General features: G+C 66.3%; 21 protein-coding genes. 8 read left to right on the top strand and 13 right to left on the bottom strand.

All coding sequences use genetic code 11. The annotated features are described in order from the left end of the window. Nucleotides 1-121: 121 nt before the first annotated feature. Together H0A72_RS06315 and H0A72_RS06310 are read left to right on the top strand one after the other, a co-directional pair. Nucleotides 122-988: a DUF815 domain-containing protein gene (locus tag H0A72_RS06315; protein ID WP_180154224.1), complete on the top strand. Its 867-nt coding sequence runs from the start codon at nt 122-124 to the stop codon at nt 986-988. Beyond that, nucleotides 981-2,012 (top strand): Nudix family hydrolase, encoded by a 1,032-nt coding sequence (locus H0A72_RS06310; RefSeq protein WP_180154223.1) that lies wholly within the window; start codon nt 981-983, stop codon nt 2,010-2,012. The genes H0A72_RS06315 and H0A72_RS06310 overlap by 8 nt, the downstream gene beginning before the upstream one ends. Here the strand turns inward: H0A72_RS06310 and H0A72_RS06305 are convergent. The 7 genes from H0A72_RS06305 to H0A72_RS06275 form a co-directional block, all read right to left on the bottom strand. Further along, nucleotides 2,009-3,544, bottom strand: coding sequence for an efflux transporter outer membrane subunit (locus H0A72_RS06305; RefSeq protein ID WP_246436866.1), 1,536 nt, complete (start codon nt 3,542-3,544; stop codon nt 2,009-2,011). The two genes, H0A72_RS06310 and H0A72_RS06305, sit on opposite strands and share 4 nt — an antisense overlap. After that, nucleotides 3,541-6,657 (bottom strand): efflux RND transporter permease subunit, encoded by a 3,117-nt coding sequence (locus tag H0A72_RS06300; RefSeq protein WP_180154222.1) that lies wholly within the window; start codon nt 6,655-6,657, stop codon nt 3,541-3,543. Before H0A72_RS06300 ends, H0A72_RS06305 begins: the two co-directional genes overlap by 4 nt. Next, entirely contained in the window at nt 6,654-9,761 is a 3,108-nt protein-coding gene (locus tag H0A72_RS06295; RefSeq protein WP_180154221.1) for an MdtB/MuxB family multidrug efflux RND transporter permease subunit, read from the bottom strand. The genes H0A72_RS06300 and H0A72_RS06295 overlap by 4 nt, the downstream gene beginning before the upstream one ends. Next, complete coding sequence (locus tag H0A72_RS06290; RefSeq protein WP_180154220.1) at nt 9,758-11,014, bottom strand: MdtA/MuxA family multidrug efflux RND transporter periplasmic adaptor subunit; 1,257 nt, start codon at nt 11,012-11,014, stop codon at nt 9,758-9,760. The genes H0A72_RS06295 and H0A72_RS06290 overlap by 4 nt, the downstream gene beginning before the upstream one ends. A 109-nt stretch (nt 11,015-11,123) precedes the next feature. Continuing rightward, the gene (zapD, locus tag H0A72_RS06285) at nt 11,124-11,876 is read right to left on the bottom strand and encodes a cell division protein ZapD (protein ID WP_180154219.1); all 753 of its coding nucleotides are present in this window, start codon (nt 11,874-11,876) and stop codon (nt 11,124-11,126) included. A gap of 138 nt (nt 11,877-12,014) precedes the next feature. Beyond that, nucleotides 12,015-12,626 (bottom strand): dephospho-CoA kinase, encoded by a 612-nt coding sequence (coaE, locus tag H0A72_RS06280; RefSeq protein WP_180154218.1) that lies wholly within the window; start codon nt 12,624-12,626, stop codon nt 12,015-12,017. A 14-nt stretch (nt 12,627-12,640) separates the two neighbouring features. Then, complete coding sequence (locus H0A72_RS06275; protein ID WP_180154217.1) at nt 12,641-13,369, bottom strand: prepilin peptidase; 729 nt, start codon at nt 13,367-13,369, stop codon at nt 12,641-12,643. A gap of 101 nt (nt 13,370-13,470) precedes the next feature. Here H0A72_RS06275 and H0A72_RS06270 point away from each other — a divergent pair, with 101 nt between their 5' ends. Then, nucleotides 13,471-14,142: a copper resistance protein NlpE N-terminal domain-containing protein gene (locus tag H0A72_RS06270; protein ID WP_180154216.1), complete on the top strand. Its 672-nt coding sequence runs from the start codon at nt 13,471-13,473 to the stop codon at nt 14,140-14,142. Here H0A72_RS06270 and H0A72_RS06265 read toward each other — a convergent pair. From H0A72_RS06265 to H0A72_RS06250, 4 genes are all read right to left on the bottom strand, one after another. Continuing rightward, nucleotides 14,135-14,368: a response regulator transcription factor gene (locus H0A72_RS06265; RefSeq protein ID WP_180154215.1), complete on the bottom strand. Its 234-nt coding sequence runs from the start codon at nt 14,366-14,368 to the stop codon at nt 14,135-14,137. The genes H0A72_RS06270 and H0A72_RS06265 overlap by 8 nt on opposite strands. Before the next feature lie 67 nt (nt 14,369-14,435). After that, nucleotides 14,436-15,287: a pantoate--beta-alanine ligase gene (gene panC / locus H0A72_RS06260; RefSeq protein ID WP_180154214.1), complete on the bottom strand. Its 852-nt coding sequence runs from the start codon at nt 15,285-15,287 to the stop codon at nt 14,436-14,438. Nucleotides 15,288-15,320: 33 nt separating this feature from the next. Beyond that, nucleotides 15,321-16,199 (bottom strand): segregation and condensation protein A, encoded by an 879-nt coding sequence (locus tag H0A72_RS06255; RefSeq protein WP_180154213.1) that lies wholly within the window; start codon nt 16,197-16,199, stop codon nt 15,321-15,323. Nucleotides 16,200-16,208: 9 nt separating this feature from the next. Then, a complete protein-coding gene (locus H0A72_RS06250) occupies nt 16,209-16,397 on the bottom strand; it encodes a DUF3460 family protein (RefSeq protein ID WP_180154212.1) in 189 nt (62 codons plus the stop codon). Nucleotides 16,398-16,539: 142 nt separating this feature from the next. Between H0A72_RS06250 and H0A72_RS06245 the strand changes: the two genes are divergently transcribed. The 5 genes from H0A72_RS06245 (at nt 16,540) to H0A72_RS06225 (ending at nt 22,290) form a co-directional block, all read left to right on the top strand. Beyond that, nucleotides 16,540-17,907, top strand: a complete 1,368-nt coding sequence (locus H0A72_RS06245) for a DHA2 family efflux MFS transporter permease subunit (protein ID WP_180154468.1) — start codon at nt 16,540-16,542, stop codon at nt 17,905-17,907. Nucleotides 17,908-17,991: 84 nt separating this feature from the next. Beyond that, complete coding sequence (locus H0A72_RS06240; RefSeq protein ID WP_180154211.1) at nt 17,992-18,894, top strand: LysR family transcriptional regulator; 903 nt, start codon at nt 17,992-17,994, stop codon at nt 18,892-18,894. Nucleotides 18,895-18,980: 86 nt separating this feature from the next. Continuing rightward, a complete protein-coding gene (locus H0A72_RS06235; protein WP_180154210.1) occupies nt 18,981-20,006 on the top strand; it encodes a D-cysteine desulfhydrase family protein in 1,026 nt (341 codons plus the stop codon). A 68-nt stretch (nt 20,007-20,074) separates the two neighbouring features. Next, nucleotides 20,075-21,076 carry a Bug family tripartite tricarboxylate transporter substrate binding protein gene (locus tag H0A72_RS06230; RefSeq protein ID WP_180154209.1) on the top strand — a complete coding sequence of 334 codons (1,002 nt, stop codon included), beginning with the start codon at nt 20,075-20,077 and terminating at the stop codon, nt 21,074-21,076. 23 nt (nt 21,077-21,099) lie between these two features. Continuing rightward, a complete protein-coding gene (locus H0A72_RS06225) occupies nt 21,100-22,290 on the top strand; it encodes a M20 aminoacylase family protein (RefSeq protein WP_180154208.1) in 1,191 nt (396 codons plus the stop codon). Nucleotides 22,291-22,307: 17 nt separating this feature from the next. On the opposite strand, the gene H0A72_RS06220 is transcribed toward H0A72_RS06225, so the two are convergent. Together H0A72_RS06220 and metH are read right to left on the bottom strand one after the other, a co-directional pair. Further along, complete coding sequence (locus tag H0A72_RS06220; protein ID WP_180154207.1) at nt 22,308-23,084, bottom strand: helix-turn-helix transcriptional regulator; 777 nt, start codon at nt 23,082-23,084, stop codon at nt 22,308-22,310. A 15-nt stretch (nt 23,085-23,099) separates the two neighbouring features. Further along, nucleotides 23,100-26,873, bottom strand: a complete 3,774-nt coding sequence (gene metH, locus H0A72_RS06215; RefSeq protein ID WP_180154206.1) for a methionine synthase — start codon at nt 26,871-26,873, stop codon at nt 23,100-23,102. Nucleotides 26,874-26,928 lie beyond the last annotated feature (55 nt).

Below are 26,928 nucleotides of genomic sequence, written 5' to 3'. Positions count from 1 at the left end.
AAGATTATACGTGACCCGCAATGGCGGGCGCGCGGGCCGGGGTGATGCGGAAAGCCGGATCGCGCGCGCCAAATTGGCGATAATGCTGGTTTCCCCATACCTCACTGCTTTGGAGACAATTGTGACTGCCTACGATTTAAGCACGCTGATCGGTCGCGCCGAGCGGGTCCTGGCGCAACTGGAAGCGTGGCTCCCGCCCGCCCCGCCGGAAATAGACTGGACCGCCCATGCCTTCCGCTGGCGCAAGCGCGGCGCCCGGGGCTGGCTCGACGCAGTGCGCAACGTATCCACGATCCAGCAGGAAGACCTTCAGCACATCGAGCGCCAAAAAGCGATCATCGACCGCAACACCCGGCACTTCCTCGACAAGAAGCCGGCGAACAACGTGCTGATGACGGGCGCGCGGGGCACGGGCAAGAGCTCGCTGGTCAAGGCCATGCTGGCGAGCTATGCCGACCGGGGCCTGCGCCTGATCGAAGTCGACAAGTCCGACATGGCCGACCTGGGCGACATCGTCGACCTGGTCAGCGGGCGCCCGGAACGCTTCATCATCTTCTGCGACGACCTGTCCTTCGAGGAAGGCGAAGCCGGCTACAAAGCGCTCAAATCCGTGCTGGACGGCTCGGTCAGCGCATCGGGCGACAATGTGCTGATCTACGCCACGTCCAACCGCCGCCATCTCATGCCCGAATACATGAGCGAGAACCTCAGCGCCAAGCACCAGAGCGACGGCGAAATCCATCCGGGCGAAACCGTCGAGGAAAAAATCTCGCTGTCGGAACGCTTCGGCCTGTGGCTGTCCTTCTATCCCTTCAAGCAGGACGACTACCTGGACATCGTCTATTACTGGCTGGCCGAACACGGCTGCTCGCCCGAAGACATCGAGGCATCCCGCACGGAAGCGCTGCAGTGGGCGCTGGAACGCGGTTCCCGGTCCGGCCGGGTGGCGCGTCAATTCGCCCGGGACTGGGCGGCCCGCCATGTCTGATCCCACGCACGCGCCCGCGCCCGGCGATGCCGCCGGCAAGCCTTTCATCCGCGTCGCGGCGGGCGTCATCCTGAAGCCGGACGGCAGCGTGCTGCTGGGCCGGCGTCCGGCGGACAAGCCCTGGCCGGGCTGGTGGGAGCTCCCCGGCGGCAAGCTGGAGCCGGGCGAGACCGTGCTGGAGGCGCTGGCCCGCGAGCTGAAGGAAGAGCTGGACATCGAGGTCACCGACGCGTCCCCCTGGGTGACCTACACGCACGAATATCCGAAGAACATCGTGCAGCTGGCCTTCTGCCAGGTGCGCGGCTGGGTTGGCGAGCCCAGATGCATGGAGGACCAGCAGCTCGCCTGGGTGGACCCCTCGCGCACGCCCCTGCCGGTCGGCCCGCTGCTGCCCGCCACCGAGCCGCCCTTGCGCTGGCTGCGGCTGCCCGACCGCTACCTGATCACCGCCATCGGCGGCGCCGACGGCCTGGCGGCCTATCTCGCCAGGCTGGAGAAGGCCTTGTCGGCGGGCGTCAGGCTGGTGCAGTTCCGGGAGCCCGCATGGGCGGGCAATGGCGCCGAGGACGCCCACGCGGCCTTCAGGCGGGTCCTGCGGCAATGCCGCCGGCACGGCGCGCGCTGCCTGGTGAACAGCTGCCACCCCGAAAGCTGGTGGGCCGAAGCCGACGGCGTGCACCTGCGGGCCGCCGACGCCCGGCTCCGGGCCGCAGGCGTGCCCGCCTCGGGCGCGGATGCCACCCGCCCGCTGCAATCGGTCGCGCCCGGCCTGCTGGGCGTCTCGGCACACACAGCGGCGGACCTGGATGCCGCGCGCGCCCTCGGCGCCGATTTCGCCGTGCTGGGGCATGTGCTCGACACTCCGTCGCATCCGGGCCAGGCCGGCATGGGCTGGGCTCGCTTCGCCGAACTGGCCCGGGACGCCGGCCTGCCGGTCTTTGCCATCGGCGGCCAGTCCGAGGCCACGCTCGCGGACGCGCGCCGCCATGGCGCGCACGGCATCGCCGGGATCCGGCGGATTTAAAGCGGCGGCGTTTCCGCGCCGGGCTCCTGCACGGGAACCGGCCCCGCCGTCCCGGCCTCGGGGTTCCACCCCCCGCCCAACGCCGCGATCAGCTGCACGCTGGCGGCCAGGCGGCCGGCCACCAGGGCCAGGGCGGAACGTTCGGCGTTCAGGGCCGTGGTCTCGACCTGGACCACGCTGAGATAGTCGATGAGCCCGGCCTGGTACTGGTTCTGCGTGAGCCGCAACGATTCCCTCGCCGCCGCCAGCGCGCGGCCCTGGACCACCTGCTCATGGCCGAGCACCGACAGCTGCACCAGATAGTCCTCCACCTCGCGCAGGGCCGTGAGCGCGGTCTGCCGATAATTCGCGGCCTGGGCGTCATAGGCGGCGCGGGCCTCCCGCAATTGCGCTTCGCGCGCGCCGCCGTCGAAGATGGTCAGCGCCAGCGCCGGGCCCAGCGACCAGAAGCTGGCCGGCGCCGTGAGCCATTGCGCCCACTGGCCGCTGCGGAACCCGCCCTGCGCGGTCAGGGCGAGGTTGGGAAACCAGGCGGCCTGGGCCACGCCGATGCGGGCGTTCGCCTGCGCGGTCCGGCGCTCGGCGGCGATGACGTCCGGCCGCCGCAGCAGCAGTTCCGAAGGCAGTTCGACCGGCACGACCGGCACCCGCGCCGCCACCGTGGTCTCGGGCAGCGAGAATTCCGCCGGTGTCCGGCCGAGCAGGACGGCGATGGCGTTTTCCAGCTGGGCGCGCTGCCGGTCCAGGGCCAGCGCCTGGGCCCGGGCGTTCTCGAGCTGGGCCGTCGAGGTTTCGATGTCGGCCTGGGCCGCGATGCCGGCGTCGTAGCGGTTCCGCGTCAGCGCCAGGGACTGCGTGTAGGCCTGGACGGTCTGTTGCAGCAGGCGGCGTTCGGCATCCGTGACCCGCAGGTCGAAATAAGTCTGCGCCAGGGTGGACTGCATGCTCAGGCGCGTGGCGGCCAGGTCAGCGCCGCCCGCCTGCAGCCCGGCCTCGCCGGCTTCCACCGTGCGGCTTATCCGGCCCCACAGGTCGGGTTCCCAGCTCACGGTGCCGCTCAGGGAATACTGGTTCGAGACACTGGACGAGCCCGACGACGAACCGGCGCTGCCCGTGCCCGAACGGCTGGCGGAACTGGAGGCGCCGACCGTGGGAAAGAAGCCGGCGCGCGCGCCCTGCAACTGCGCCTGCGCCTGCCGGTACTGGGCTTCGGCCTGGGCGATGTTCAGGTTGGCGCTGTTCAGGTCCCGCATCAAGCCCGACAACATCGGGTCGTCGAACAGCAGCCACCAGTCGCCGCGCAGCGGCGCCGATGAGGCCGCCGGAATCCAGCCGGGGTTCACGCCCGCATCGACCACCGCCGCCTGCAGCGCCGAGGACGACTGCTTGTAAGCCTGGCCCAGGTCCATGGCCGGGCGCTGGTAGTCGGGCCCCACGGCGCAGGCCGAAAGCGCCAAGGCCATGCCCGACGCCGCAAGAGCGCGCATGGCACGGAAAGGCGTCGATTTCGGCAGCAATTCTTCTTTCATCATACGTTCCGCAATTCCCCGGGTTCGCCCCCCGCCCGCGCCGCCCGCCGACGCTTGGCCCAGAGGCTTAGCTTGTCCAGGTAAAGGTACACGACCGGCGTCGTATACAGGGTGAGCATCTGGCTGAGTATCAGCCCGCCCACGATGGTCAGGCCGAGAGGCCGGCGCATCTCCACGCCCGCTCCCGAAGCCAGCACCAGGGGCAACGCGCCGAACAGCGCCGATATGGTGGTCATCATGATGGGCCGGAAGCGGACCAGGCAGGCCTGGTAGATGGCTTCCCGCGAGGACATGCCTTCGCGCCTTTCCGCCAGGAGCGCGAAGTCCACCATCATGATGGCGTTCTTCTTGACGATGCCGATCAGGAGAAACACGCCGATCAGGGCGATCAGCGAGAATTCCTCGCCGACCAGCATCAGGGCCAGCAGCGCGCCTATGCCGGCGGACGGCAGCGTGGACAAGATGGTGATCGGATGGATATAGCTTTCATACAGGATGCCCAGCACGATGTACATGGTCAGCAGCGCGGCCAGAATCAGCCAGGGCTGCTGGGCCATGGACTGCTGCAGCGCCTGGGCCGTGCCCTGGAAGCCCGCCTGTATCTGCTGGGTGGGCAGGCCCGTGCGCGCCACGGCGTCTTCCACCGCCCGGGTGGCCTGTTCGAGCGACACCCCAGGCGCCAGGCTGAAGGAAATGGACTCCGACGCGAACAGGCCTTCGTGCCGCACGCTCGTCGGCGCATTGCCGATTTCGAAGCGCGTGAAGGCGGACAGCGGAACGCGGCTGCCGTCCTTGGTCACCACTTCGACCTGCTTGAGCGCTTCGGCGTCCTGGGAATAGCGCGGGTCCACCCCCATCACGACGTGATACTGGTTCAGCGGCCCGTAGATCACCGACACCTGGCGCTGGCTGAAGGAATTGTTGAGCGTCGCGGCGATCATGGACATGTTCACGCCCAGGCGCGTGGCCGCGTCCCGATCTATCACGAGCTCGACCCGCCGGCCCTTGTCTTCGATGTCCGTGTCCACGTCGACGAGCTCCGGCAGGCCCGCCAGCGCCTGCTGCACGCGCGGCAGCCATTCCTTCAGGATCGCCAGCTCGCTGCCCAGCAGGCCGTAATCGTAGGAGCCGCCGGTGTCCTGCCGCCCGCCCATGAAGATGTCCTGCTGCGGCACCAGCGTCAGGCGCGCACCCGGCACGCCCTGCAGGCGGCCGCGCAGGCGGTTCACCACCTGTATGGCGCTGACCTTGCGCTCCTGCAGCGGCTTGAGCTGTATCATCATGAAGCTGGAATTGCTGCCGCCCCGGCCGCTGCCGAAGCCGGTGACGCTCGCGATCGCGGGGTCCTGCAGCAGGATGTTGCGGAAGTGCTCCAGCTTGGGCTTCATGGCCTGGAACGACGTGCCCTGGTCCACCCGGAAGAAACCCAGCAGCTGCCCGGTGTCCTGCTGCGGGAAGAACCCCTTGGGCACGACCGTGTACAAATAGCCGTTCAAGCCTATGGTGGCCACGAGCAGCAGCAGCATGATGCGGCTGTGGCGCAGCGCCCAGCCCAGCGAGGACTTGTATCCGTTCCAGAAGAAATCCCCCATGGACCGCAGCATGCGCCGCAGCAGCCCCTCGCGGCGCTCCCCGGCGCCCCGCCGCAGCAGCCGCGCGCACATCATGGGAGTCACCGTAACGGAGATCAGCAGCGACACCAGAATGGACACCGAAAGCGTGACGGCGAATTCCTTGAACAGGCGGCCGACGAGCCCGCCCATCAGCAGCATGGGAATGAACACCGCCACCAGGGAAAGGCTCATCGCCAGCACGGTGAAGCCGACTTCGCGCGCCCCGCGCATCGCGGCCCGCAAGGGCGGCACGCCTTTTTCCAGGTAGCGCATGATGTTTTCCAGGACCACGATGGCGTCGTCCACCACGAAGCCGGTGGCCACGATGAGCGCCATCAGCGAGATCGTGTTCAGCGTATAGCCGAACAGCAGCATCAGGCTGAAGGTCGTGATCAACGACGCCGGCACGGCGATGGCGGGTATCAGGGCCGCGCGCAGGTCGCCCAGGAACAGCAGGACCACCAGCACGACCAGCACCACGGCGATGATCAGCGTGATCTCGGCCTCGTGCAGCGACGCCCGGATGCTGGGCGTGCGGTCCTGCGCCAGCGTCAGCGACACGTGCGCCGGCAGCATGGACTGGAAGACGGGCAGCTGCGCGCGTATGCTGTCCACCGTCTCGATGATGTTGGCGTCGGCCTGGCGCCGCACCGTCAAGAGCACGGCGGGGCTGTCGTTGAAGAAGCCCGTGTTGAACAGGTTCTCGATCGAGTCCTCGACCGTCGCCACGTCGCGCAGGCGGATGGGCGAGCCGTCGCGCCAGGCGACGATCAGCGGGCGATACTGCTCGGCCCGGGTGAGCTGCCCGCCCGAACTGATCTGCCAATGATGCGTGCCGTCTTCCACCACGCCGTTGGGCCGCATGGTGTTGGCGTTGGACAGCGCCGACCGGACCTCGTCCAGGGCGACGCCCGCGCTCGCCAGCGCCTTGGGGTTCAGGCTCACGCGGATGGCCGGCAAGGAACTGCCGCCCACCTCGACCTCGCCCACGCCGGCCACCTGGGACAGCTTCTGCGCCAGCACGGTGGATGCCAGGTCGTACAGCTCGCCCTGGGTGGCGGTGCGCGAGGTCAGCGCCAGCACCAGGATGGGCGCCGACGAGGGGTTGACCTTGCGATAGGTCGGGTTGTTGCGCAGATTCGACGGCAGCAGGCTGCGCGCGGCGTTGATGGCGGCCTGCACGTCGCGCGCGGCGCTGTTGATGTCGCGCTCCATGTCGAACATCAGGGAAATGCGCGTGGACCCTTCGGTGCTGCGCGAACTCATTTCGGACAGGCCGGCGATGGAGCCCAGCGATTGCTCCAGGGGCGTCGCCACGCTGGACGCCATGGTCTCGGGGCTGGCCCCCGCCATGCTGGCCGTCACCGAGATCATGGGGAAATCCACCTGGGGCAGCGGCGCCACCGGCAGGAAGAAGTAGGCGAGCGCCCCCGACATCACCAGGGCGAGGCAGGACAGCGTCGTCGCCACGGGCCGCATGATGAAGAGGGAGAAGAACCTCATGGCCGCAACCCGCCCGGCGTGCCCGCCTGCAAGCGCCGGCCGCGCCGGGCATGGGCCAGGCGGTCGAACATCAGGTAGATGACCGGCGTGGTGAAGAGCGTGAGCACCTGGCTGCACAGCAGCCCGCCCACCATCACCAGGCCCAGCGGCTGCCGCAGCTCGGCGCCCGAGCCGGTCGCCAGCATCAGCGGGATGGCGCTGAACAGCGCCGCCAGCGTCGTCATCAGGATGGGCCGGAAACGCAGCAGTGCGGCCTCGTGGATGGCGGAGCGCGGGTCCAGCCCGCGCGAGCGTTCCGCGTCGAGGGCGAAGTCGATCATCATGATCGCGTTCTTCTTCACGATCCCGATCAGCAGAATGATGCCGATCACACCGATCATGTCGAGGTCGGAACCGCTGAGCAGCAGCGCCAGCAAGGCCCCGATGGCGGCGGACGGCAGCGTCGACAGGATGGTGACGGGGTGGATGTAGCTTTCATACAGGATGCCCAGCACGATGTACATGGTCGCCACGGCGGCCAGCATCAGCCATAGCGTGCTGGACAGGGACGCCTGGAAGGCGCGGGCCGCGCCCTGGAAGCGCAGGTCGACGGATTCCGGCATGCCCAGCTCCGACTGGGCGCCTCGAATCGCCTCGACCGCGTCCGACAGGGCCGCGCCCGGCGCCAGGTTGAAGGAGATCGTGGTGGCGGGGAACTGGCCCAGGCGGTCTATGGAAAGCAGGGCGCTGTTCTGCTCGATGCGCGCCACGCTGCTGATCGGCACCGGCGCGCCGCTTTCGGTGGGCACGTGGATCTGCGCCAGCGCGGCCGGCGTCTGGCGATATTGCGGCGCGACTTCCAGCACCACCCGGTATTGCGCGGACTGGGTGAATATGGTGGAAATGAGGCGCTGCCCGAAGGCGTCGTACAAAGCCTCGTCTATGGTGGAATTGCTGATGCCCAGGCGCGCGGCGGCGTCGCGGTCGATGACCAGCGTGGTCTCCAGCCCGCCGCCCTGCAAGTCGTCGACCACGTCGCGCAAGGGCGCAAGCCGCCTCAGGGCGTCCACGAAGCGCGGCGTCCAGGCCAGCAGGGTGGCGTGGTCCGGGTGCGACAGCGTCATCTGGTATTGCGTGCGGCTGACCTTGTCGTCCACGGTCAGGTCCTGCACCGGCTGCATGTATACCTGCAGGTCGGGCAGGTCGCGCAACTCGGCGCTCAGGCGCTCGATGATGTCGGCGGCGGTGGCGCCGCGCTGGTCCAGCGGCTTCAGCGCGATTTGCATGCGGCCGGTATTCAGGGTGGCGTTGGTGCCGTCCACGCCGATGAAGGACGTGACCGCCTGCACGTCCGGGTCTTGCAGGATGCGCGCCACCGCCTGCTGCTGCCGCTGCGACATGGACGCGAACGAAACGGTCTGGGGCCCCTGGCTGATGGCCTGGATCAGGCCCGTGTCCTGCTGCGGGAAAAACCCCTTGGGCACGGCGACGTACAGCAAGCCGGTGAACAGCAGCGTGGCCAGGGCGAACCACAAGGTGATGAGCTGGTGCCCCAGCACCCAGCGCAGCCCGCGGTCGTAGCTGCGCGTCAGGCCGTCCATCCATTGCCCCGCCTTGCGCTGGAAGCGGCCGTAGTCCATTTCGGACTCGGGCTTGAGCATGCGCGCGCACATCATGGGCGTCAGGGTCAGAGAGATGACCAGCGACAGCAGGATCGCCACCGCCAGGGTGATGGCGAACTCGCGGAACAGGCGGCCGATGACGTCGCTCATGAACAGCAGCGGAATCAGCACCGCGATCAGCGAGAAGGTCAGCGACACCAGCGTGAAGCCGATCTGCGAGGCGCCCTTGAGCGCGGCCGCCAGGGCGCTCTCGCCCTCTTCGATGTGCCGCGCGATGTTTTCGATCATGACGATGGCGTCGTCCACGACGAAGCCCGTGGCGATCGTGAGGGCCATCAGCGTCAGGTTGTTGATGCTGAAGCCGGCCAGGTACATGATGCCGAAGGTGCCCACCAAAGAAAGCGGCACGACCACGCTGGGGATGAAGGTGGCGCGCCAGCTGCGCAGGAAGACGAAGGTGACGAGCACCACCAGCGCCACGGCCAGCATCAGCTCCACCTGCACGTGATGGATGGATTCGCGTATGGTCTCCGTGCGGTCGGCCGCGACGGAGATGTCCACGCCCGTGGGCAGCGATTGCTGCAGCGAAGGCAGCAGCTGCTTGACCCGGTCCACGACCTCGATCACGTTGGCGCCCGGCTGGCGCTGCACGTTCAGCAAGATGGCCGGCGTCGACCCCAGCCAGGCCGCCTGGCGGATGTTTTCCGCGCCCTGCCGCGCCTCGGCCACGTCGCGCAGCCGCAAGGGCGCGCCGTCCTGGTAGGCGACGATCAGCGACTCATAGTCCTCGATGGACTTCAGCTGGTCGTTGGCGTTGATGGTGGTGGACCTTTCCGGCCCGTCCAGATTGCCCTTGGGCTGGTTCACGTTGGCGCCGACGACGGCCGAGCGCAAGCTGGAAAGCGTCAGGCCGCGCGCCGCCAGCGTGCCCGGATTGGCCTGTATGCGCACGGCCGGGCGCTGGCCGCCGGCAATGCTGACCAGCCCGACGCCCGAGATCTGCGAGAGCTTCTGCGCCACGCGGATGTCGATCAGGTCGCGCACCTGGTGCAGCGGCAGGGTCGGCGACGTCACCGCCAGGCTGATCACCGGCGTATCGGCCGGATTGACCTTGTTGTAGATGGGCGGAGCCGGCAGGTCGTTGGGCAGCAGGCTGGATGCCGCGTTGATGGCCGCCTGCACCTCTTGTTCCGCCACGTCCAGCGGCAGGTCCAGGTCGAACTGCAGGGTGATGACGGACGAGCCGCCCGAGCTCGAGGACATCATCTGCGTCATGCCGGACATGCGGCCGAACTGGCGCTCCAGCGGGGAAGTCACCAGCGCGGTGACGACGTCCGGGCTCGCGCCCGGATACAGGGTGCTGACCTGTATGGTCGGGTAATCGACTTGCGGCAGCGCCGACACCGGCAGCAGGCGGTAGGCCAGCAGGCCGGAGATCAGCAAGGCGACCATGGCCAGGGTGGTGGCCACGGGGCGCAGGATGAATAAACGGGACAGGTTCACGGACGGTTCCTGCCCGCAGGCGGCGCGCTGCCTCGCGCCGGGCCGCCCGCCGGCCTTTCGCCGGCCGCGGGTGCCGGCCTGCCGGCGCCCGGCTCGCTGATTTCGACGGCCGCGCCGTCGCGCAAGCGGTCCGTGCCTTCGGTAACCACCTTCTGGCCGGCCGACAGGCCCGACAGGACCTCGGTGCGCCGGCCGTCGACCCGGCCGACCGAGATCGCCTGGATGCGCGATTTGTTCTGCTCGTCGATCACATAGACGAAAGAGCCGATGGAGCCGTGCTGGACGGCCGCGGTCGGCAATACCAAGGCCTGGCGGGTCTCGACCTTCAGGCGGACGTTGACGAATTGATTGGGGAACAGCGCTTCGTCCTCATTGGCGAAGCGCGCCTTCATCTTGACCGTGCCGGTCGCGACGTCGATTTGATTGTCCAGGGACATGAGTTCGCCGTCGGCGAGCTTGCGGATGTCGTCGCGGTCGTAGAGCTCGACCGCCAGGGTGTTGCCGCCGCGCAGCTGGGCCAGGACGTCCGGCAGCTGCGCCTGCGGCAGCGTGAACAATACGGAAATCGGCTGCGTCTGGGTGATGACGACGATGCCGTCCGTGCTGGATGCATTGACGATATTCCCTTCGTCGACCTTGCGCAGCCCCAGCCGGCCCGATATGGGCGCGACGATGTCGGTGTATTCCAGCTGCAGGCGCGCGTCGTCCACCGCCGCCTGGTCGGACGTCCGGGCGCCGATCAGCTGCTGCACCAGGGCCTCCTGGGCATCGACCTGCTGCCGCGCGATTGAATTCTGCTTGTACAGCAGCTGATAGCGCTGCAGGTCCTTCTGGGCGTTCTTCAGCTGCGCTTCGTTCTGCTTCTGCTGCCCCAGCGCCTGATCGAGCCGGATCTGGTAGTTGCGCGGATCGATGCGGGCCAGGATGTCGCCCTTCTGGACTTTCTGGCCATCCTGGAATTCGAGCTTGAGCAGTTCGCCGTCCACGCGGCTGCGCACCGTGACCGTGTTGAATGCCGTCACCGTTCCGATGGCCTTGAGGATGTAGTCGATCTTGCCTTGTTCGACCACCGCCGCCTTCACGGGGACGGAAGCGCCGGACATGGGCCCGCCGAAACGCCGGAAACCGCTGGTGGATTTGCCCTGATTGGCGCTCCAGAACCAGTACCCCGCCGCCACCAGCGATACCAAGACCAGAACCCAGGGCCAGCGCCGCGGTTTGCGAGTGGGAAGATCGGAAACAGGATCCGACATGCAGTGATCTCCGGAGTCGAACGAAACAGGCGCTATTTTCGCCTATTGGCAGCGCCGCGGACGCCGAAAAGATCAATTTGAAATGGAACGCAACAACTGTGTATGAAGATCAGATATTGCAGCGGGCGAGCTTGAAGGGGACGTCGGAGGTGACCGGCTGGGGCTTGAGCTCGCGGTCCTGGGCGGCGAAGCGCACCCAGATCACATATTTGTTGGCGCTCATTTCGGGAAAGATGTTGAGCGCGGCGTCGACCCAGACGCGCAGCAGCTGGAAAACCTTGCCGCCCAGCATTTCCTGGTAGGCTCCCTGGCGGGCGACGACGTCGACCACGTCGCCGGAATCGCGCAGGAGGCGCAGGATGAGCGCCAACCCGTTGTACAAGGGCATGAAAGGGGTGATCCAGCGCTTCAGATCGACGGACCGCTGTTCCGGCGGCTTGAGCTGCCAGGAAAAATAAGAGGGCATGTCCACCTGGGACGAGCCCCCGGGAACCGCGATGCGGCCGCGCAAGCTGGCCAGCCATTCATTGTCGCGCAGTTCCTGGCCGATGCGGCCCTGGGCCCCGAGTTCGGACGATGCGCCCTGGATCTGGGCCAGCATGGCGTCCAGCGTATCGGGGTCGACGCCCGGGTGCTGCCGCAGCGCGCTGAGCGCCACGCGCTGCCGTTCGAGGTCCTGCAGGACGGAGCCTCTCAAGTCGGTGCGGTCACAGATGTCGAGCAGATCGAACAGGGTGGCGACCGATATCTGGTGGTGATGGACGTCGGCGCCTTTTGCGAAAAAAAACAGCCTGTCGAACAGATGCTCGACTCTTAATAGAGACCTCACGCGTTCGTTGCAAGGATATTCATAAAGAATCACGCGACCAAAAACCTTTTCATTGACTAGTGTGCCGTCTGGTTAATTCGAACACTCAACCCAGGCGCCGTGCTTGCCACGCCGCGTTGCGAATCGCCGCGGAAAGCAAAGAAAAGCGGCCGCTGCGCCTACCTTGGCGGATCAGCTGGCCTGCCGGGCCAGCTTGCACCAGTTCTCGTGCAAGGACCGCGTGCGGGCGACGAGCTGTTCGACGCTGGTATGGGCATCGTTGAGCACTATGTCGTCAGCAACGGCCAGACGCTCGCGGCGTGTGGCCTGTGCTGACATGATACGCGTAATAATTCCCTCCGTCAGCCCGCTGCGGGCGTGTACGCGATGGATCTGGGTGGCCTCGTCGCAGTCGACGACGCATATGCGATCCAGGCGGTTGCGCCACTGGCCGGACTCGACCAGCAGGGGGACCACCACCACCAGATAACACCCTTGCGCTTCTTCCGCGCGCTGCTGAACCACCGACTTTATCATCGGGTGAATAATGGATTCAAGTTGTTGCCGCGCCTGGGGGCTGTCGAAGACCAGCTCGCGCATGGCTTGGCGGTCCAGGGCGCCGGTGGGAGCGACGACGTCGGGGCCGAAATGCTGCCGTATGGGTTCCATGGCGGCGCCGCCCGGCGCGGTGAGTTCGTGGGCGATGACGTCGGTGTCGATGACGGCCGCGCCCCATTCCGCCAGAAGATCGGCGACCCGGCTTTTACCCGACCCGATGCCGCCCGTGAGGCCGATTTTGTACATAAGACGCGCCCATGCTATGAAAACCACGAATGTACCGCAGTCCCTTGCATGAAAACAGCCACCCCGCCCGCGGCCAGGCACGGACCGAAAGGATATGCGCCGCGCGGAAGCAGGCGGCGCTGGCGCAGCATGGCGTAGGCGATGCCCAGGCATGATGCGATCAGCAGCACCCAGGCCAGGTCCTGCCAGCCCGTCCAGGCGCCCAGCGCCGCCAGGAGCTTGACGTCGCCCCCGCCCATGGCGGGCCGGCCGCGCAGCCGGTGGAAGCCGTGGGCCAGCACGGACAGGAAGAGAAAGCCGCACGCGGCGCCGGCCAGGGCGTCGTGCAGGGGCAGGCCCAGCCCCGCCCAGGAAGCGAGCAGCCCGAGCCACATGAGCGGCAGCGTCAGGGCATCGGGCAGCAGGGACGTGCGCATGTCTATGCCCGCCAGCAGCAAAAGCATGGCGGCGGCCGGCGCCAGGGCCCAGAACGCAGGACTGAACCCGGCATGGCAATACAGGCCCGCCCAGGCCGCCGCCATGACCAGGCCGCAGCACAGCATGGCCGGCCCGCCATGCCGGCCGGCTTGGCCGGCAACCCCGAAACCCGCGCGCAGGGCCCGCAGCAGGGTCGGGCCGTCTATGTCGTGGCCGCCGTCGACCAGGCGGGCGTAGGCGGCGACGGCCCTGGCGCAGGCGGCCCCCAGGACGAAGCCGGCGGAGCCGGCCGCGATGGCCGGCAGCGCGCATGGGGCGGTGATCATGTCAGAAGCCCTGCCGGGGCCGGCCGGCATGGAAAGCTTTTCGCGCGGAGCGATTAATGCGTAGAATGCTTGTATTTCGTCTTTCGGACTTCGAAACCGCCATGTCCAGCCCCCTTCGACCACGCACTGTTTACTTGAAACCCCTGGGCGCCATGCTGCTTGCCGTCGGCCTGGCGGGCTGCGCGCAGCAGAGCCGCCCGGGCTATTACGACGTCCCCCGCGAAAGCACGCTTTCCGACGCCCAGAACCAGGCCCAGGGCCGTAGCGGCGCGCGGGCGCCGTCCCAGATACAGCTGGGCTTCGGACGCCAGGAAGCGCAGCAGGCCCAGCCGGAAGCCGCCCAGGAACGCGCCGCGGCGGCCAAAGCCAGGCCGCTGACCGAAGCCAAGACCTTTCTGGGCACCGTGCCCTGCCCGCCCGGCAATACCGGGTGCACGGCGGCGCGCATCACCCTGACGCTCGCCCCCGGCGGCGAATGGCGCGCGCGAACCACCTTGCTGGGCACGCCCGAACAAAAACCCATGGCTCAGCAGGGCTGCTGGGACGTCACCGGCACGGACCCGCTGCGCATCGTGCTGATGCTGAAGAACAACCAGGCCGGCAAGGCCAGCCTGAGCTTCGTCAACGACAACGTATTGCGTATTCTTACGCTGGACGACGTGCAACCGCTGGTGGAACACCGCCTGACTCGCCAGCCCGATATCGACGGCATCGCCGAGTTGCCGGGCGAACCGCTGAACTGCAGCCTGCCGGGCGCCGCGCAGCCTAGCTGAGCCGCCCGTTGGACAATACGCGGTGCGCCAGTTCGACCGCGTTCCTGACTTGCATTTTCTGGAAAATGCGCGCGCGGTGGGCTTCGATGGTGCGTTGTGAAACGCCCAGTTCGGCCGCGATGATCTTGTTGGGTTTGCCGCGCGCCACGTACTGCATGACGTCGCGCTCGCGCGGTGTCAGCACTGAGAACGGTGAAGAATGCTCGGGCTGGTGGGGTGGCACCATGGTGGTCTCCTGATGTAATTATCATTTCGGAGGCCATTCTGGCATAGTTGCAAGGGCAAATCTCCTGTCACTTCTTACAGATTTCCAGGTTGTCGATCAGCCGGGTGCTGCCCAGCTTGGCGGCGGCCAGAACGACCAGCGGCTCGCCCTCTGCGACCTCGTCGGCGGTGGGCGCCAGCAGGTCGCGCTGGCGGCGCAAGGAAATGTAGTCGACGTCCCAGCCGCGGCCCGCCAGGCGGTTCCTGGCCTCGGCTTCGAGCGCGGCGATGTCCGCGTTCCCCGCCAGTATGCCGTCGCGGACGGCCAGCAGGCAGGCGTACAGCTGGGGCGCCTCGGCCCGTTCGGCCGGCTGCAGATACATATTGCGCGACGACAGGGCCAGGCCGTCGGCGTCGCGCACGGTTTCATGCGCCAGGATGCGCACCGGCAGCTGGAACTGGCGGCACATGTTGCGGACCACCATCAGCTGCTGGTAGTCCTTCTTCCCGAAAACGGCCACGCTGGGCTGCACGCAGGAAAACAGCTTCATGACCACGGTGCTGACGCCGTCGAAGAAGCCGGGCCGGAACTCGCCTTCCAGGATGCCGCCAAGGTCGGCGGGCGGCTGGATGCGGAAATTCTGCGGCTCGGGATACATTTCCTTTTCGTTCGGGGCGAACAGCACATAGACGTCGCGCTCGCGTTCGAGCTTTTCGATGTCCGCCGCGAGCGTGCGCGGGTATTTGTCGAAGTCTTCGTTCGGGCCGAATTGCAGGCGATTGACGAATATGCTGGCGACCACCGGGTCGCCGTGCTGGCGCGCCATCTTCATCAGAGAAAGATGCGCCTGATGCAGGTTGCCCATGGTGGGCACGAAGGCGACACGCAACTGCCCGCGCAACTGGTCGCGCAACTCTTCAATGGTGTGAACGACTTTCACGAAAATCTCCGATCTGGATGGCCGGCAACTGTTTCAGGTGTCGGCCCTTGTATAGGATAAGCGTACGTAAATGGGTGCGTAAGGCTCGGCCTGCGTGATTTCGAGCAGGGATTCACGGGCCAGTTCCAGCATGGCCAGGAAATGCACGACCACGACCGGCGCGCCGTCGCCTCGCTGGATGCGTTCGATGAACAGTTCCGTGAACTCCATATAGCGGACGTCGCTCAGGCGGCGCAGGATCTGGCTCATGTGGTCGCGCACCGACAGCTGCTCGCGGGTGATGCGGTGGTGGGCGTTCAGGCGCGCCCGGCGCATGATGTCCAGCCAGGCGCTGCGCAGGTCTTCGGGGCTGACGTCAGGCAGGGCTTGTTCGACGGCGAGATCCATCAGCGCGTGCGAACGCTGGAAATCGCGGCCCAGCTGCGGCAGGGCGTCCAGCTTCTGGGCGGCGAGCTTCATTTGTTCGTATTCGAGCAGGCGCCTGACCAGTTCGGCGCGCGGGTCGTCGGGCTCTTCGCCGGTGTCGGTCTTCTTGACCGGCAGCAGCATGCGCGACTTGATCTCGATGAGCATCGCCGCCATCAGCAGGTATTCGCCCGCCAGCTCCAGGTTGTGCTTGCGGATCTGATCGACGTAGGATAGATACTGCCGGGTGACTTCCGCCATGGGGATGTCCAGCACGTTGAAATTCTGCTTGCGGATGAGGTAGAGCAGCAGGTCCAGCGGCCCTTCGAAGGTCTCCAGGAAGACTTCGAGGGCGTCCGGCGGAATGTAGAGATCCTGCGGTATGGTGAACAGGGGTTCGCCGTACAGGCGCGCCAACGCCACGCTGTCGACGACGTCGGGCGTGCTGTCCACGGGCGGATCGACGAGCGCGTTCAATTCGACGGCGGAGCCCCGCGTGGCGGACATGCGGAAACGTCAGTCCGTTTGATAGACATAGGGCTTTTGCGGGACCCGGGCGGCCCGATAGCCTTCCTGGCATTCCGGGTCGATCTGCTTGTCCCACAGGCGGCTGCGCCCTTCGCGCTGGCGCGCCTCGGTGTCAGGATGTTCCGCCTTGTACTTTTTGATGAACTGAGTGATTTCCGACTCGTAATTCTTTGCCATAATGCGTCTTTGCCACGCGAAAAATTGACCGATAAAAGTGAAGTTTACTTCACTCCCGCGCAATAAAAGCTATTTGATGCCGACCGACACACCCGCAGCACCCGAACCCCCGCTTTCCGGCCACGAAAAACAAGCCGTGCGGATGATTCCGTTCATCGTGGGGTGCGCGCTGTTCATGCAGATGCTGGACTCCACGGTCGTCGCCACCGCCCTTCCCGCCATGGCCGAGGCGCTGGACACCAGCGTGGTGCGCATGAACGTGGCCATCACCAGCTATCTGCTGGCCGTGGCGGTGTTCGTGCCGGTCAGCGGCTGGGCCGCCGACCGCTTCGGGTCCAGGCGGGTGTTCCTGGCGGCCGTCGCCCTGTTCACGCTCAGCTCCGTCACCTGTGCGCTGTCGGCGTCCCTGGCGCAGCTGATCGTCTCGCGGGTGGTGCAGGGGCTGGCCGGCGCCATGATGGTGCCCGTGGGCCGCATCATCCTGCTTCGGAAAATCCCCAAGAAGGATTTGCTCAAGGCCATGTCCTTTCTTTCCATGCCCGCGCTGTTCGGCCCCATCATCGGCCCGCCGCTGGGCGGTTTCCTGGTCACGTATTTTTCGTGGCACTGGATCTTCCTGATCAACGTGCCGGTCGGCATCGCGGGCATTTTCCTGATCCTGCACTACATCCGCGACGATTACCCGGCGCTTCCCCAGAAGCTCGACTGGCCCGGCTTCCTGCTCAGCGCCATCAGCATCGCCGCCCTGGTGTCGGGCTTCGAGGCCGTCGGCCACCAGGCGCTGCCGCCGCTGCAGCTGCTCACGCTGATCGCGGTCGGCATCGCCTGCGCCTTCCTGTACGTGCGCCATGCGCGCCGCAGCGAGCATCCCATCATAGACTTGTCCCTGCTGCGCACGCCGACGTTCGCCATTTCCACCCTGGGCGGCAATCTGTGCCGCTTCGCGGTGGGCGCGACGCCTTTCCTGCTGGCCATCATGCTGCAAGTCGGCTTCGGCCTGACGCCGTTCGCCGCGGGCATGATCACCTTCACCAGCGCCGGCGGCGCGCTATTGATGAAGCTGGCGGCCGCGCCGGTCATCGACCGCATGGGCTTCAAGCGCGTGCTGGTCGTCAATGCCCTGCTGACCGGCCTTTTCGTGGCCTTGTGCGCGCTGTTCCGGGCCGACACGCCCGTCTGGCTCATGGCGCTGGTCCTGGTCATCGGCGGGTTCTTCCGGTCGCTGCAGTTCACCGCCGTCAACACCCTGGCCTACGCCGACCTGGGCGCCGCGCAGATGAGCCGCGCCAGCAGCTTCTCGGCGACGGCCCAGCAACTGGGCATCAGCGTCGGCGTGGCCTGCGCGGCCGTGACCCTCAACCTCAGCATGAGCTGGCGCGGCGGCGCGGAACTCGAGCTGATCGACATCGTGTGGGGCTTCATCGTGATCGGCCTGATCACCGCCGGCTCGGCCTTTTCCTTCATGAAGCTGGAACCCGACGCGGGCGCCAACCTGCGCAAGAATCGCTAACGGGCGGTTTGGCTGGAACGCGGCCGACAGTAAACTGAGGCTCGTCGACGCCGAAATTGAAGGCGCATTCCACGGTTTCCGCCCATGAATCTCACCTTCCGCCAAATCGAATGCTTCAGGCACGTCATGCTGCTGGAATCGACCGTCGCCGCCGCCGACGCCTTGCGCATCTCGCAATCGTCGGTCAGCCGCGCCATCACGAAGCTGGAAGAGGAAGTGGGCTTCAATCTGTTCACTCGCGACGGCAACCGCATGAAACCGACCCACGATGCGGATGTGCTCTACCAGGCGGTGGCGCGCACCATCGACGGGCTCACCGAGATCGGCAGAACCGCCAGGGCCATTCAAAGCCGGCGGCTCGGACGCATACGCATCATTTGCCTGCCCGCCCTGCTGGAAACGACGGTGGCCAAGATCGTGGGCGAGTTCGCCCTGCGGCATCCCGATCTGCGCTTCGAAATCGAAATGGGGGGCATGGCGCGCGTCATGGAAGAAGTCGGCAAAGGCCGCTTTGAACTGGGGATAGGCGCTCCGCCGGGCGACAGCCCGGAAGTGCGCAGCGTGGTCCTGGACAAGCGGCCGGTCTGCGCCGTTGCGCCCAAGGACTTGAAGATCGGCCGGGACGGGGTCGTGAGCTGGCCGGAGCTCGCCCGGCATCGGATGATCGTCCTGCTGCCCGGCAGCCCGTTCCGCGAACGGATCGACAGGCAATTCGAAGCGCTGTCGCTGGCGCCGAACTTCGTCATAGAGGCCTGCACGCAGCAAGCGGCGCTGCAACTCGTGCGCGCCGGCGCGGGCGTGTCCCTGGTCGACGCCAAATGCGTCGCGTCGGAAGAGACCAAGAAGGACGTCCAGACCTTGGAGCTCGATGCGCCCATGTTCTGGGAATCCTGCCTGATTTTTCCCCGCCATGAACTGCCCAGCCACGCCATCTCCACGTTCATCCAGTTTTTACGGCGAAGCACCGAATCGTCTATCCGTTATTGACTAGCTCTATGCACGCTTCCCCGGAAGCGCTGTGATGTAATTGCCTCCAATCCGCAGGTGCAGCAGTTCCATCAAGGCGTTACGGCATGCAAGAGACGATACCCATTTCCCTGCCCAGATACCGCTTGGCATTGACGCCCACGCCCGTCGAGCCCTTGCCGAACCTGTCGTCCACCTTCGGCGTCGACTTGTCCGTCAAGCGCGACGACCTCACCGGGTTGGCTTTCGGCGGCAACAAGATACGCCAGCTGGAATACTACTTCGGCGAAGCGAAGACGCAGGGCGCGACCCTCGTTCTCATAACGGGCGCGGTGCAATCGAACTACGTCAGGGCCACCGCCGCCGTCGCCGCGCGCGCCGGCATGCGCTTCCATGCGCAACTGGAAGAGCGGGTCCAGGGCATGGAGACGGAATCCTACCGGAAATCCGGCAACATCCTGCTGAACCTGCTTTATGACGCGAAGATCAGCCACTATCCGGACGGCGATGACGAAGCCGGCGCCGATGCGGCCTTGAGGGACATTGCCGCGGATTACCGGCGGCAAGGCGAAACCCCCTACATCATTCCCCTGACGCCGGACAGCCCTTCGCTGGGTTCCGTCGGATACCTGCACGCGGCGGAAGAGCTGTTGAGCCAATGCCCGTCCGCGGATCACTTCGTGCTGGCTTCCGGCAGCGGGCAAACCCAGGCGGGCCTGCTTTTCGGCCTGCGCATGCTGGGTTCGGACGCGCGCGTGACCGGAATCTGCGTTCGCCGCGCCGCCAACGAGCAGCGCAAGCGCGTGGCCTCGCATTGCCGGGGACTCGCCGAAATACTGCGGGTGGAGTCCCCGGTTTCCAGCGCGGACATCGTCGTGGACGATATTGCCCTGGGGAGCTATGGGCGGGCCGAAGCGCACGTGCTCAACGCCATCGAGCTGGCGGCACGGTCGGACGGCCTCATCCTGGACCCCGTCTACACCGGAAAGGCGTTCGCCGGCCTGCTTGCCTTGCTGGGCGACGGCACGGTCGCCCGGGGCGACAACGTGGTCTTCATCCACACGGGAGGCACGCCCGCGCTATTCGCCTATGGGCCCGAAATACTGAAACACCTGCAGCACGAACACCAATGACCGACCAGCCCCAAGGCAACATCGACGCAGCCCCACGGAGGCGCGCGAACCCAGGAGGAGATCCATCCATGCCAGCCGACCGCAGAAAATTCCTTTTACGCACAGGCCAGGCGCTTGCCGGCGCCGCCGCCCTTTCCATGCTGCCCGCCGGAATGCCGTTCGCGGCAGGCAAGCGCTTCGCAAACCGGACCATGCGCATCGTCGTGCCGCTGGGGCCGGGCGGCACCGCCGACATACTCGCCCGGCTCATCTCGATTCCCCTGGGACAGGCTCTCGACGCAACCGTGGTCGTGGAAAACAGGGTGGGGGCCGGCGGGGTCATCGGCTCGCTCAGCGTGGCGCGGTCCGCGCCGGACGGCCTGACGCTATGCCTGGCAAATGCGAGCTCCCACGCCATTTCGCCGGCCATACAGAAAGAAGCGAAATACGATCCGGTCAAGGATTTTGCGCCGGTGGGCCTCATTGCCGAGGTGCCCATCGTGCTGGTGGCCTCTCCCACGCTGGGGGTTTCCACCCTGGAGGCGCTGACGGCCTTGATGAAAGAAAAGCCAGGGCAGCTCATGTACGGTTCGCCCGGAGTCGGCTCGCTGGGCCATATGCGCGGCGAGCAATTGCAGCAAATGACCGGGACCCGCATGGTCCACGTGCCCTATAAAAGCACCGCCGAGGTTTCCCGGGCCCTGCTCGCCGATGAAATCTCGGTGGCGTTCGACAACCTTCCCGTTTCGCTGCCCCAGATCCGCGCCAAGCGCATCGTCCTGCTCGCCACCACAGGCAAGAGCCGGAACCCTGAATTCCCCTCCATCCCCACGTTCGGGGAACTGGGCTACGATGCCATCAATTCGCCTTCCTGGTTCGGCCTGGTCGCCCCGGCGGGCACCGACGCCGCCGTCATCTCGGACATACACCAGGCGCTCCAGCAGATTCTTCAAGCGCCGGAACTGGCGCGGCGAATCACGGAAATCGGCGGGGAGTTGTCCCTGGGCAGCCCCGCGGCGTTCGGGACGCAAATCGAGCAGGCCTTCAGCAGCGCCAGCCAGGCGGCCAAGGCGCACGCCATCTCGCTGTAGGCCGGCGCAACAGGACAATGAACATGGCTGTAATTTCCCAAATCGAGGCCGTCCACCCGGAGCTCGTCGATATCCGCCGCCGTATCCACGCAAATCCCGAAACCGCCTTCCAGGAGGTGGAAACATCGCAGCTGGTTGCCGGCGAACTGCGCAAATTCGGCATCGAGGTCCACACCAACGTCGGCAGGACGGGCGTGGTGGGCGTGCTCAGGAACGGCTCTTCGACTCGCCGCATCGCCTTGCGCGCCGACATGGACGCCTTGCCCATGACGGAAATGAACACCTTCGCCCACCACTCGAAGAATGCCGGCCGGATGCACGCCTGCGGCCATGACGGGCATACCACGATGCTGCTGGGCGCGGCGCGGCATCTTGCCGAGCACCGCGGCTTCGACGGCACGGTGGTGTTCATTTTCCAGCCCGCGGAAGAAGGCGGCCATGCCGGGGCCCGCGCAATGCTCCGGGACGGCTTGTTGACGCGCTTCCCATTCGACATCATTTTCGGCATACACAACATGCCGGACATCCCCACCGGCCAGTTTTCCATCGTGCCGGGGCCGATGATGGCGTCCAGCAGCCTGTGGGACATATGGGTGCGGGGCCGCGGCGGCCATGCCGCGCAGCCCCAGCTGGCGGTCGACCCCATCGTCATCGCCGCCGAAATGATCCAGGCCCTGCAAAGCGTCGTGTCCCGCAGGCGCGATCCCCTCTCGCCCGCGGTGCTGTCCATCACCCAGGTGCATGCGGGCGAGGCCTACAATGTCCTGCCCGACACCGTGCAGCTTTGCGGCACCGTAAGAACGTTCGACAAGCGCACGCTCGATCAGATCGAAGCCGACATGCGGCGCATCGCGGAAGGGCTGCCTTCTTTATACGGGGCGAGCGGCGAACTCGATTTTCGGCGGGGCTATCCCGCGGTCGTCAATCATGACAAGGCCGCCGCGTTCGCCGCGCAGGCGGTGCGCGACGCGTTCGGCAACGAGGCGCTCGTTCAAGACCCCGTCCCCACCATGGCCGGTGAGGACTTTTCCTACTATCTGGAAGAGGTTCCCGGCGCGTTCATTTTCCTCGGGAACGGCATGGTGGCGCACAAGGACCGCGGCGACGGCTCCGGGTCGCATCAGCTGCACAATCCTCTTTATGATTTCAACGACGCGCTGCTGCCCATCGGCGCAAGCTTCTGGACGCATCTGGTCCGGGCCTATTTGTCGTAGGGGGATGCCCGGGGCCGCTACCCGTTTTCCAGCAGCATGACCAGCTTGCAATCGGGGCGCGTCGCCAGCCGGAAGGTGATCTGCTGGTAAAGCAGGATGCCGTCGGCGGGGTGATTGAATTCCCGCAGGCCGCCTTCCCTGTCCACCACCGTGTGCCGGATCCACCAGTGCGCGAAGACGGCGCTGGACTGCTGCAGTTCGTCCAGCACGGCGCGGACGTCCGGCTCGTCGGCGTGGGTGCCGGCGTCCGCCCGGAATTCCGCGACGACGCGGCTGGCGCGCTGTTCCCAGTCCACGACCAGGCTGCGGGCGGCCGGGTCCAGGAAAATGTAGCGCAGCAGGTTGGGCGATGGGTCGCGGTCCGGCCAGCCGTCGAAGAGATGCAGCAGCGGCTCGTTGCGCGCCAGCACGTTCCAGCACCGGTCCAGGATGTAGGCGGGCGCGGTGATGCTGCGGACGCAGTCGGCCAGCCTGGGCGGCAAGGGCAGGATCTGGTCCGAGCCATGGTCGGGATCGGCGCATTCGGCCAGGCTGAACAGGTAATGGCGTTCGGCGCGGGCCAGGTTGAGCACGGAGGCCAGCCTGCCCAGCACCGCCGCCGAGACCGAGACGTTGCGCCCCTGCTCGATCCAGGTGTACCAGGTGGCGCTGATGCCGCATAGCTGGGCGACTTCTTCCCGGCGCAGCCCCGGCGTGCGGCGCCGGCTGCCCGCCGGCAGGCCCAGGGATTCAGGCGTGACGCGCGCCCGCGCCTGCCGCAGGAAATCGCCCAGTGCCTTGCGCCGTATCTGCATGCCCGAGCCCGGCGCTCATCGCAGCACGCTGGCCAGCGTCCGGCGCACGTCGTCCTCCGCCCGCCCGCTGCGCCGGACGTAGTCGGCGAGCTGGTCTTCCCCGATATTGCCCACATTGAAATACTGCGACTTGGGGTGGCTGAAATAGAAGCCGGAGACGCTGGAGGCGGGATACATGGCGTAGCTGTCGGTCAGGCGCATGCCGATGTCTTCGCAGTTCATGACCCGGAACATTTCCTTCTTGACCACGTGCTCCGGGCAGGCGGGGTAGCCGGGCGCGGGACGGATGCCCTGGTATTTTTCGGCGATGATGTCCTCGTTGCTCAGGGATTCGTCGGGCACGTAGCCCCACAGGTCGCGGCGCACCCGCGCATGCAGGCATTCGGCGAAGCCTTCGGCCAGGCGGTCGGCGATGGCCTTGAGCATGATGCTGGAGTAATCGTCGCCCTCGTCCAGGAAACGCTGGTCGTGCTTTTCGATGCCCAGCCCGCCGGTCACGGCAAACATGCCGATGTAATCGGCCACGCCGCTTTCCTTGGGCGCGATATAGTCGGCCAGGCATTTGTTGTCCACGCCTTCGCGCTTGGCGGTCTGCTGCCGCAGGTTGCGCCAGGTGAACAGGACGTCGGAGCGCGACTCGTCGGCATAGACTTCGATGTCTTCGTGGTTGACGGTGTTGGCCGGGTAGAAGGCGACCATGCCGTTGGCCGTGAGCCAGCGGCCGTCGATGATTTTCTTGAGCATGGCCTGCCCTTCCACGTGGATCTTGCGGGCCTGCTCGCCGACGACCTTGTCGTCGAGAATGGCCGGGAATTGGCCGAACAGGCTCCAGGTCTGGAAGAAAGGCGTCCAGTCCAGGAACTCGACGATTTCCGAGAGATCGTAATTCTTGAAGCTGCGCCGGCCGATGAACTTGGGCCGCGGCGGGGTGTAGGCGGACCAGTCGATGGCCGGGCGGTCCGCGCGAGCCTCGTCCAGGGAAATGAGCGGCGTGGCCTTGCGATTGGCATGCCGCTTGCGCACCAGTTCGTACTCGGCCGCGACTTCTTCCAGGTAAGTGCCGGCCTGGTCCGACATGAGGTTGGTGGCCACGCCCACCGAGCGGCTGGCGTCGGGCACGTAAATGACGGGCCCTTCGTAGTTGGGCGCGATCTTGACCGCGGTGTGGACGCGGCTGGTGGTGGCGCCGCCCACCAGCAAGGGCAGCTTGCGCTCGCGGAAGTAATCGTCGCGCTGCATTTCGGACGCCACGTAGGCCATTTCTTCGAGGCTGGGCGTGATCAGGCCCGACAAGCCCACGATGTCGCAGCCCTCTTCCTTGGCCTTCGCCAGGATTTCGGAACAGGGCACCATGACGCCCATGTTGACGACCTCGAAGTTGTTGCACTCCAGGACGACGGAAACGATGTTCTTGCCGATGTCGTGCACGTCGCCCTTGACGGTCGCGATCACGATCTTGCCCTTGGAGCGGACGTCGCCGCCCGCCGCCGCGATCTGGCGCTTTTCTTCCTCGATGAAGGGAATGAGATGGGCCACCGCCTGTTTCATGACGCGCGCCGACTTCACCACCTGCGGCAGGAACATCTTGCCGGCGCCGAACAGGTCGCCCACCACGTTCATGCCGTCCATCAGCGGGCCTTCGATGACCTGGATGGGCCGCCCGCCGGCCGCGGCGATCTTCCGGCGGACTTCTTCGGTGTCCTCGACGATGTAGGTCGTGATGCCGTGCACCAGCGCGTGCGACAAGCGGCCCTCCACCGGCTGTTCGCGCCAGCTGAGGTCTTCTTCCTTTTTCGCGCCCGAACCCTTGATCGTTTCCGCCAGCTCCACCAGGCGTTCGGTGGGCGTGCGTTCGTCGTCCGGATCCGTCTTGCCCAGGGGCGGGTCGCGATCCAGCACCACGTCCTCGACCATGTCGAGCACCTTCTTGTCGATGTCCTGGTACACGCCGAGCTGGCCGGCGTTGACGATGCCCATCGTCAGGCCTTCGCGGATGGCGTGATAGAGGAAGACGGCGTGTATGGCTTCACGCATCGTCTCGTTGCCGCGGAAGGAGAAGCTGACGTTGGAGATGCCGCCGGACACGCGCGCATGGGGCAGGTTGCGGGTGATCCAGCCGGTGGCTTCGATGAAGTCGACCGCGTAGTGGTTGTGCTCCTCGATGCCGGTGGCGATGGCGAAGACGTTGGGATCGAAGATGATGTCCTCGGGCGGGAAGCCGACCTCGTCCACCAGCAGGCGATAGGCGCGCTCGCAGATTGCCTTGCGCCGCTCCAGGGAGTCCGCCTGGCCCTGTTCGTCGAAGGCCATGACGACGACGGCCGCCCCGTACTTGCGGCACAGGCGCGCGTGTTCCAGGAACGGCTCGACGCCTTCCTTCATGGAGATCGAATTTACGACCGGCTTGCCCTGCACGCAGCGCAGCCCTTCCTCGATGACTTCCCATTTCGAGCTGTCTATCATGATGGGCACGCGCGCGATGTCGGGCTCCGAGGCGATCATGTTCAGGAAGCGGCGCATGCAGGTTGCCGAGTCGAGCATCGCCTCGTCCATGTTGACGTCGATGATCTGGGCGCCGTTCTCGACCTGCTGGCGCGCCACCGACAAGGCCTCGTCGTATTTTTCTTCGCGGATGAGGCGCAGGAACATCTTGCTGCCCGTGACGTTGGCGCGTTCGCCGACGTTCACGAACAACGTTTCTTCGTCTATGTTCAAGGGCTCCAGCCCCGAAAGCCGCGTCTTGACGGGAATGGCCGGCACGACGCGCGAGGGCAGGCCCGCCACCTTGCCGGCGATCGCGCGGATGTGGTCCGGCGTCGTGCCGCAGCAGCCGCCCGCCATGTTGACCAGCCCGGCGCGCGCGAATTCCTCCAGCAGCGACGAGGTGTCGGCAGGGGTTTCGTCGAAGCCGGTTTCCGCCATGGGATTGGGCAGGCCCGCATTGGGATAGACGCAGACGTAGGTGTCGCAGATTTTGGACAGCTCGGCGATGTAGGGGCGCATGAGGGCGGCCCCCAGCGCGCAGTTCAGGCCGATGGTGATGGGCCGCGCATGGCGCACGGAATTCCAGAACGCCTCGACGGTCTGGCCCGACAGGATGCGGCCGGAAGCATCGGTCACGGTGCCCGAGATCATGACGGGCAGCCGCACGCCGCGTTCCTCGAACACGGTTTCCACCGCGAAAATGGCGGCCTTGGCGTTGAGCGTATCGAAGATGGTTTCGATCAGGACGATGTCGATGCCGCCGTCCAGCAAGCCGTTCATCTGCTCGACATAGGCGTCGCGCAGCTGCTCGAACGTCACGTTGCGGGCGCCGGGGTCGTTCACGTCGGGGGAGATGGACGCCGTCTTGGGCTGGGGCCCCAGCGCGCCGGCCACGAAGCGGGGCCGATCCGGCGTGCCGTAGGCGTCGCAGGCGGCGCGCGCCAGCCGCGCCGACTCCAGGTTCATTTCGTAGGCGAGCCCGGCCAGGTCGTAATCGCCCTGGGCGATCGCGGTGGCGCCGAATGTGTTGGTTTCGATGACGTCGGCGCCGGCTTCCAGGTAGGCACGGTGGATCTCGGCGATGACGTCGGGCCGGACCAGCGACAGCAATTCGTTGTTGCCCTTGACGTCCTTGTGGTGTTCGGCGAACCGCTCGCCGCGAAAATCCGCTTCCCCGAGCTTGTATTGCTGAATCATGGTGCCCATGGCGCCATCGAGGATCAGAATGCGCTCCCCAAGCAGGCGCGCGAATTCGGCGCCATGCGTATAGGAAGCGAGTGGATAAGGTAAATTTGGGTGGGACACGGCGCTACCTGGCGATGAACAGAGGCCTCTATTGTACTAGGGCGATATCAAGCAA

Source organism: Parapusillimonas granuli (genome assembly GCF_013416525.1).
In the GTDB taxonomy this organism is placed as follows: domain Bacteria; phylum Pseudomonadota; class Gammaproteobacteria; order Burkholderiales; family Burkholderiaceae_B; genus Parapusillimonas; species Parapusillimonas granuli.
The sequence above is the reverse complement of the archived record's forward strand: the minus strand, read 5'-3'. Positions and strand labels throughout refer to the sequence as shown.

Excerpts from the sequence above, each read along its gene's own strand:
- H0A72_RS06275 (WP_180154217.1), bottom strand. The coding sequence starts at position 13,369 with ATGATCACCGCCCCATGCGCGCTGCCGGCCATCGCGGCCGGCTCCGCC.
- H0A72_RS06230 (WP_180154209.1), top strand. The coding sequence starts at position 20,075 with ATGCCAGCCGACCGCAGAAAATTCCTTTTACGCACAGGCCAGGCGCTT.
- H0A72_RS06300 (WP_180154222.1), bottom strand. The coding sequence starts at position 6,657 with ATGAGGTTCTTCTCCCTCTTCATCATGCGGCCCGTGGCGACGACGCTG.
- H0A72_RS06240 (WP_180154211.1), top strand. The coding sequence starts at position 17,992 with ATGAATCTCACCTTCCGCCAAATCGAATGCTTCAGGCACGTCATGCTG.
- H0A72_RS06235 (WP_180154210.1), top strand. The coding sequence starts at position 18,981 with ATGCAAGAGACGATACCCATTTCCCTGCCCAGATACCGCTTGGCATTG.
- H0A72_RS06220 (WP_180154207.1), bottom strand. The coding sequence starts at position 23,084 with ATGCAGATACGGCGCAAGGCACTGGGCGATTTCCTGCGGCAGGCGCGG.
- H0A72_RS06310 (WP_180154223.1), top strand. The coding sequence starts at position 981 with ATGTCTGATCCCACGCACGCGCCCGCGCCCGGCGATGCCGCCGGCAAG.
- H0A72_RS06255 (WP_180154213.1), bottom strand. The coding sequence starts at position 16,199 with ATGTCCGCCACGCGGGGCTCCGCCGTCGAATTGAACGCGCTCGTCGAT.
- coaE (WP_180154218.1), bottom strand. The coding sequence starts at position 12,626 with ATGTACAAAATCGGCCTCACGGGCGGCATCGGGTCGGGTAAAAGCCGG.
- H0A72_RS06265 (WP_180154215.1), bottom strand. The coding sequence starts at position 14,368 with ATGGTGCCACCCCACCAGCCCGAGCATTCTTCACCGTTCTCAGTGCTG.
- H0A72_RS06225 (WP_180154208.1), top strand. The coding sequence starts at position 21,100 with ATGGCTGTAATTTCCCAAATCGAGGCCGTCCACCCGGAGCTCGTCGAT.
- H0A72_RS06305 (WP_246436866.1), bottom strand. The coding sequence starts at position 3,544 with ATGATGAAAGAAGAATTGCTGCCGAAATCGACGCCTTTCCGTGCCATG.
- H0A72_RS06270 (WP_180154216.1), top strand. The coding sequence starts at position 13,471 with ATGTCCAGCCCCCTTCGACCACGCACTGTTTACTTGAAACCCCTGGGC.
- H0A72_RS06245 (WP_180154468.1), top strand. The coding sequence starts at position 16,540 with ATGATTCCGTTCATCGTGGGGTGCGCGCTGTTCATGCAGATGCTGGAC.
- H0A72_RS06290 (WP_180154220.1), bottom strand. The coding sequence starts at position 11,014 with ATGTCGGATCCTGTTTCCGATCTTCCCACTCGCAAACCGCGGCGCTGG.
- H0A72_RS06250 (WP_180154212.1), bottom strand. The coding sequence starts at position 16,397 with ATGGCAAAGAATTACGAGTCGGAAATCACTCAGTTCATCAAAAAGTAC.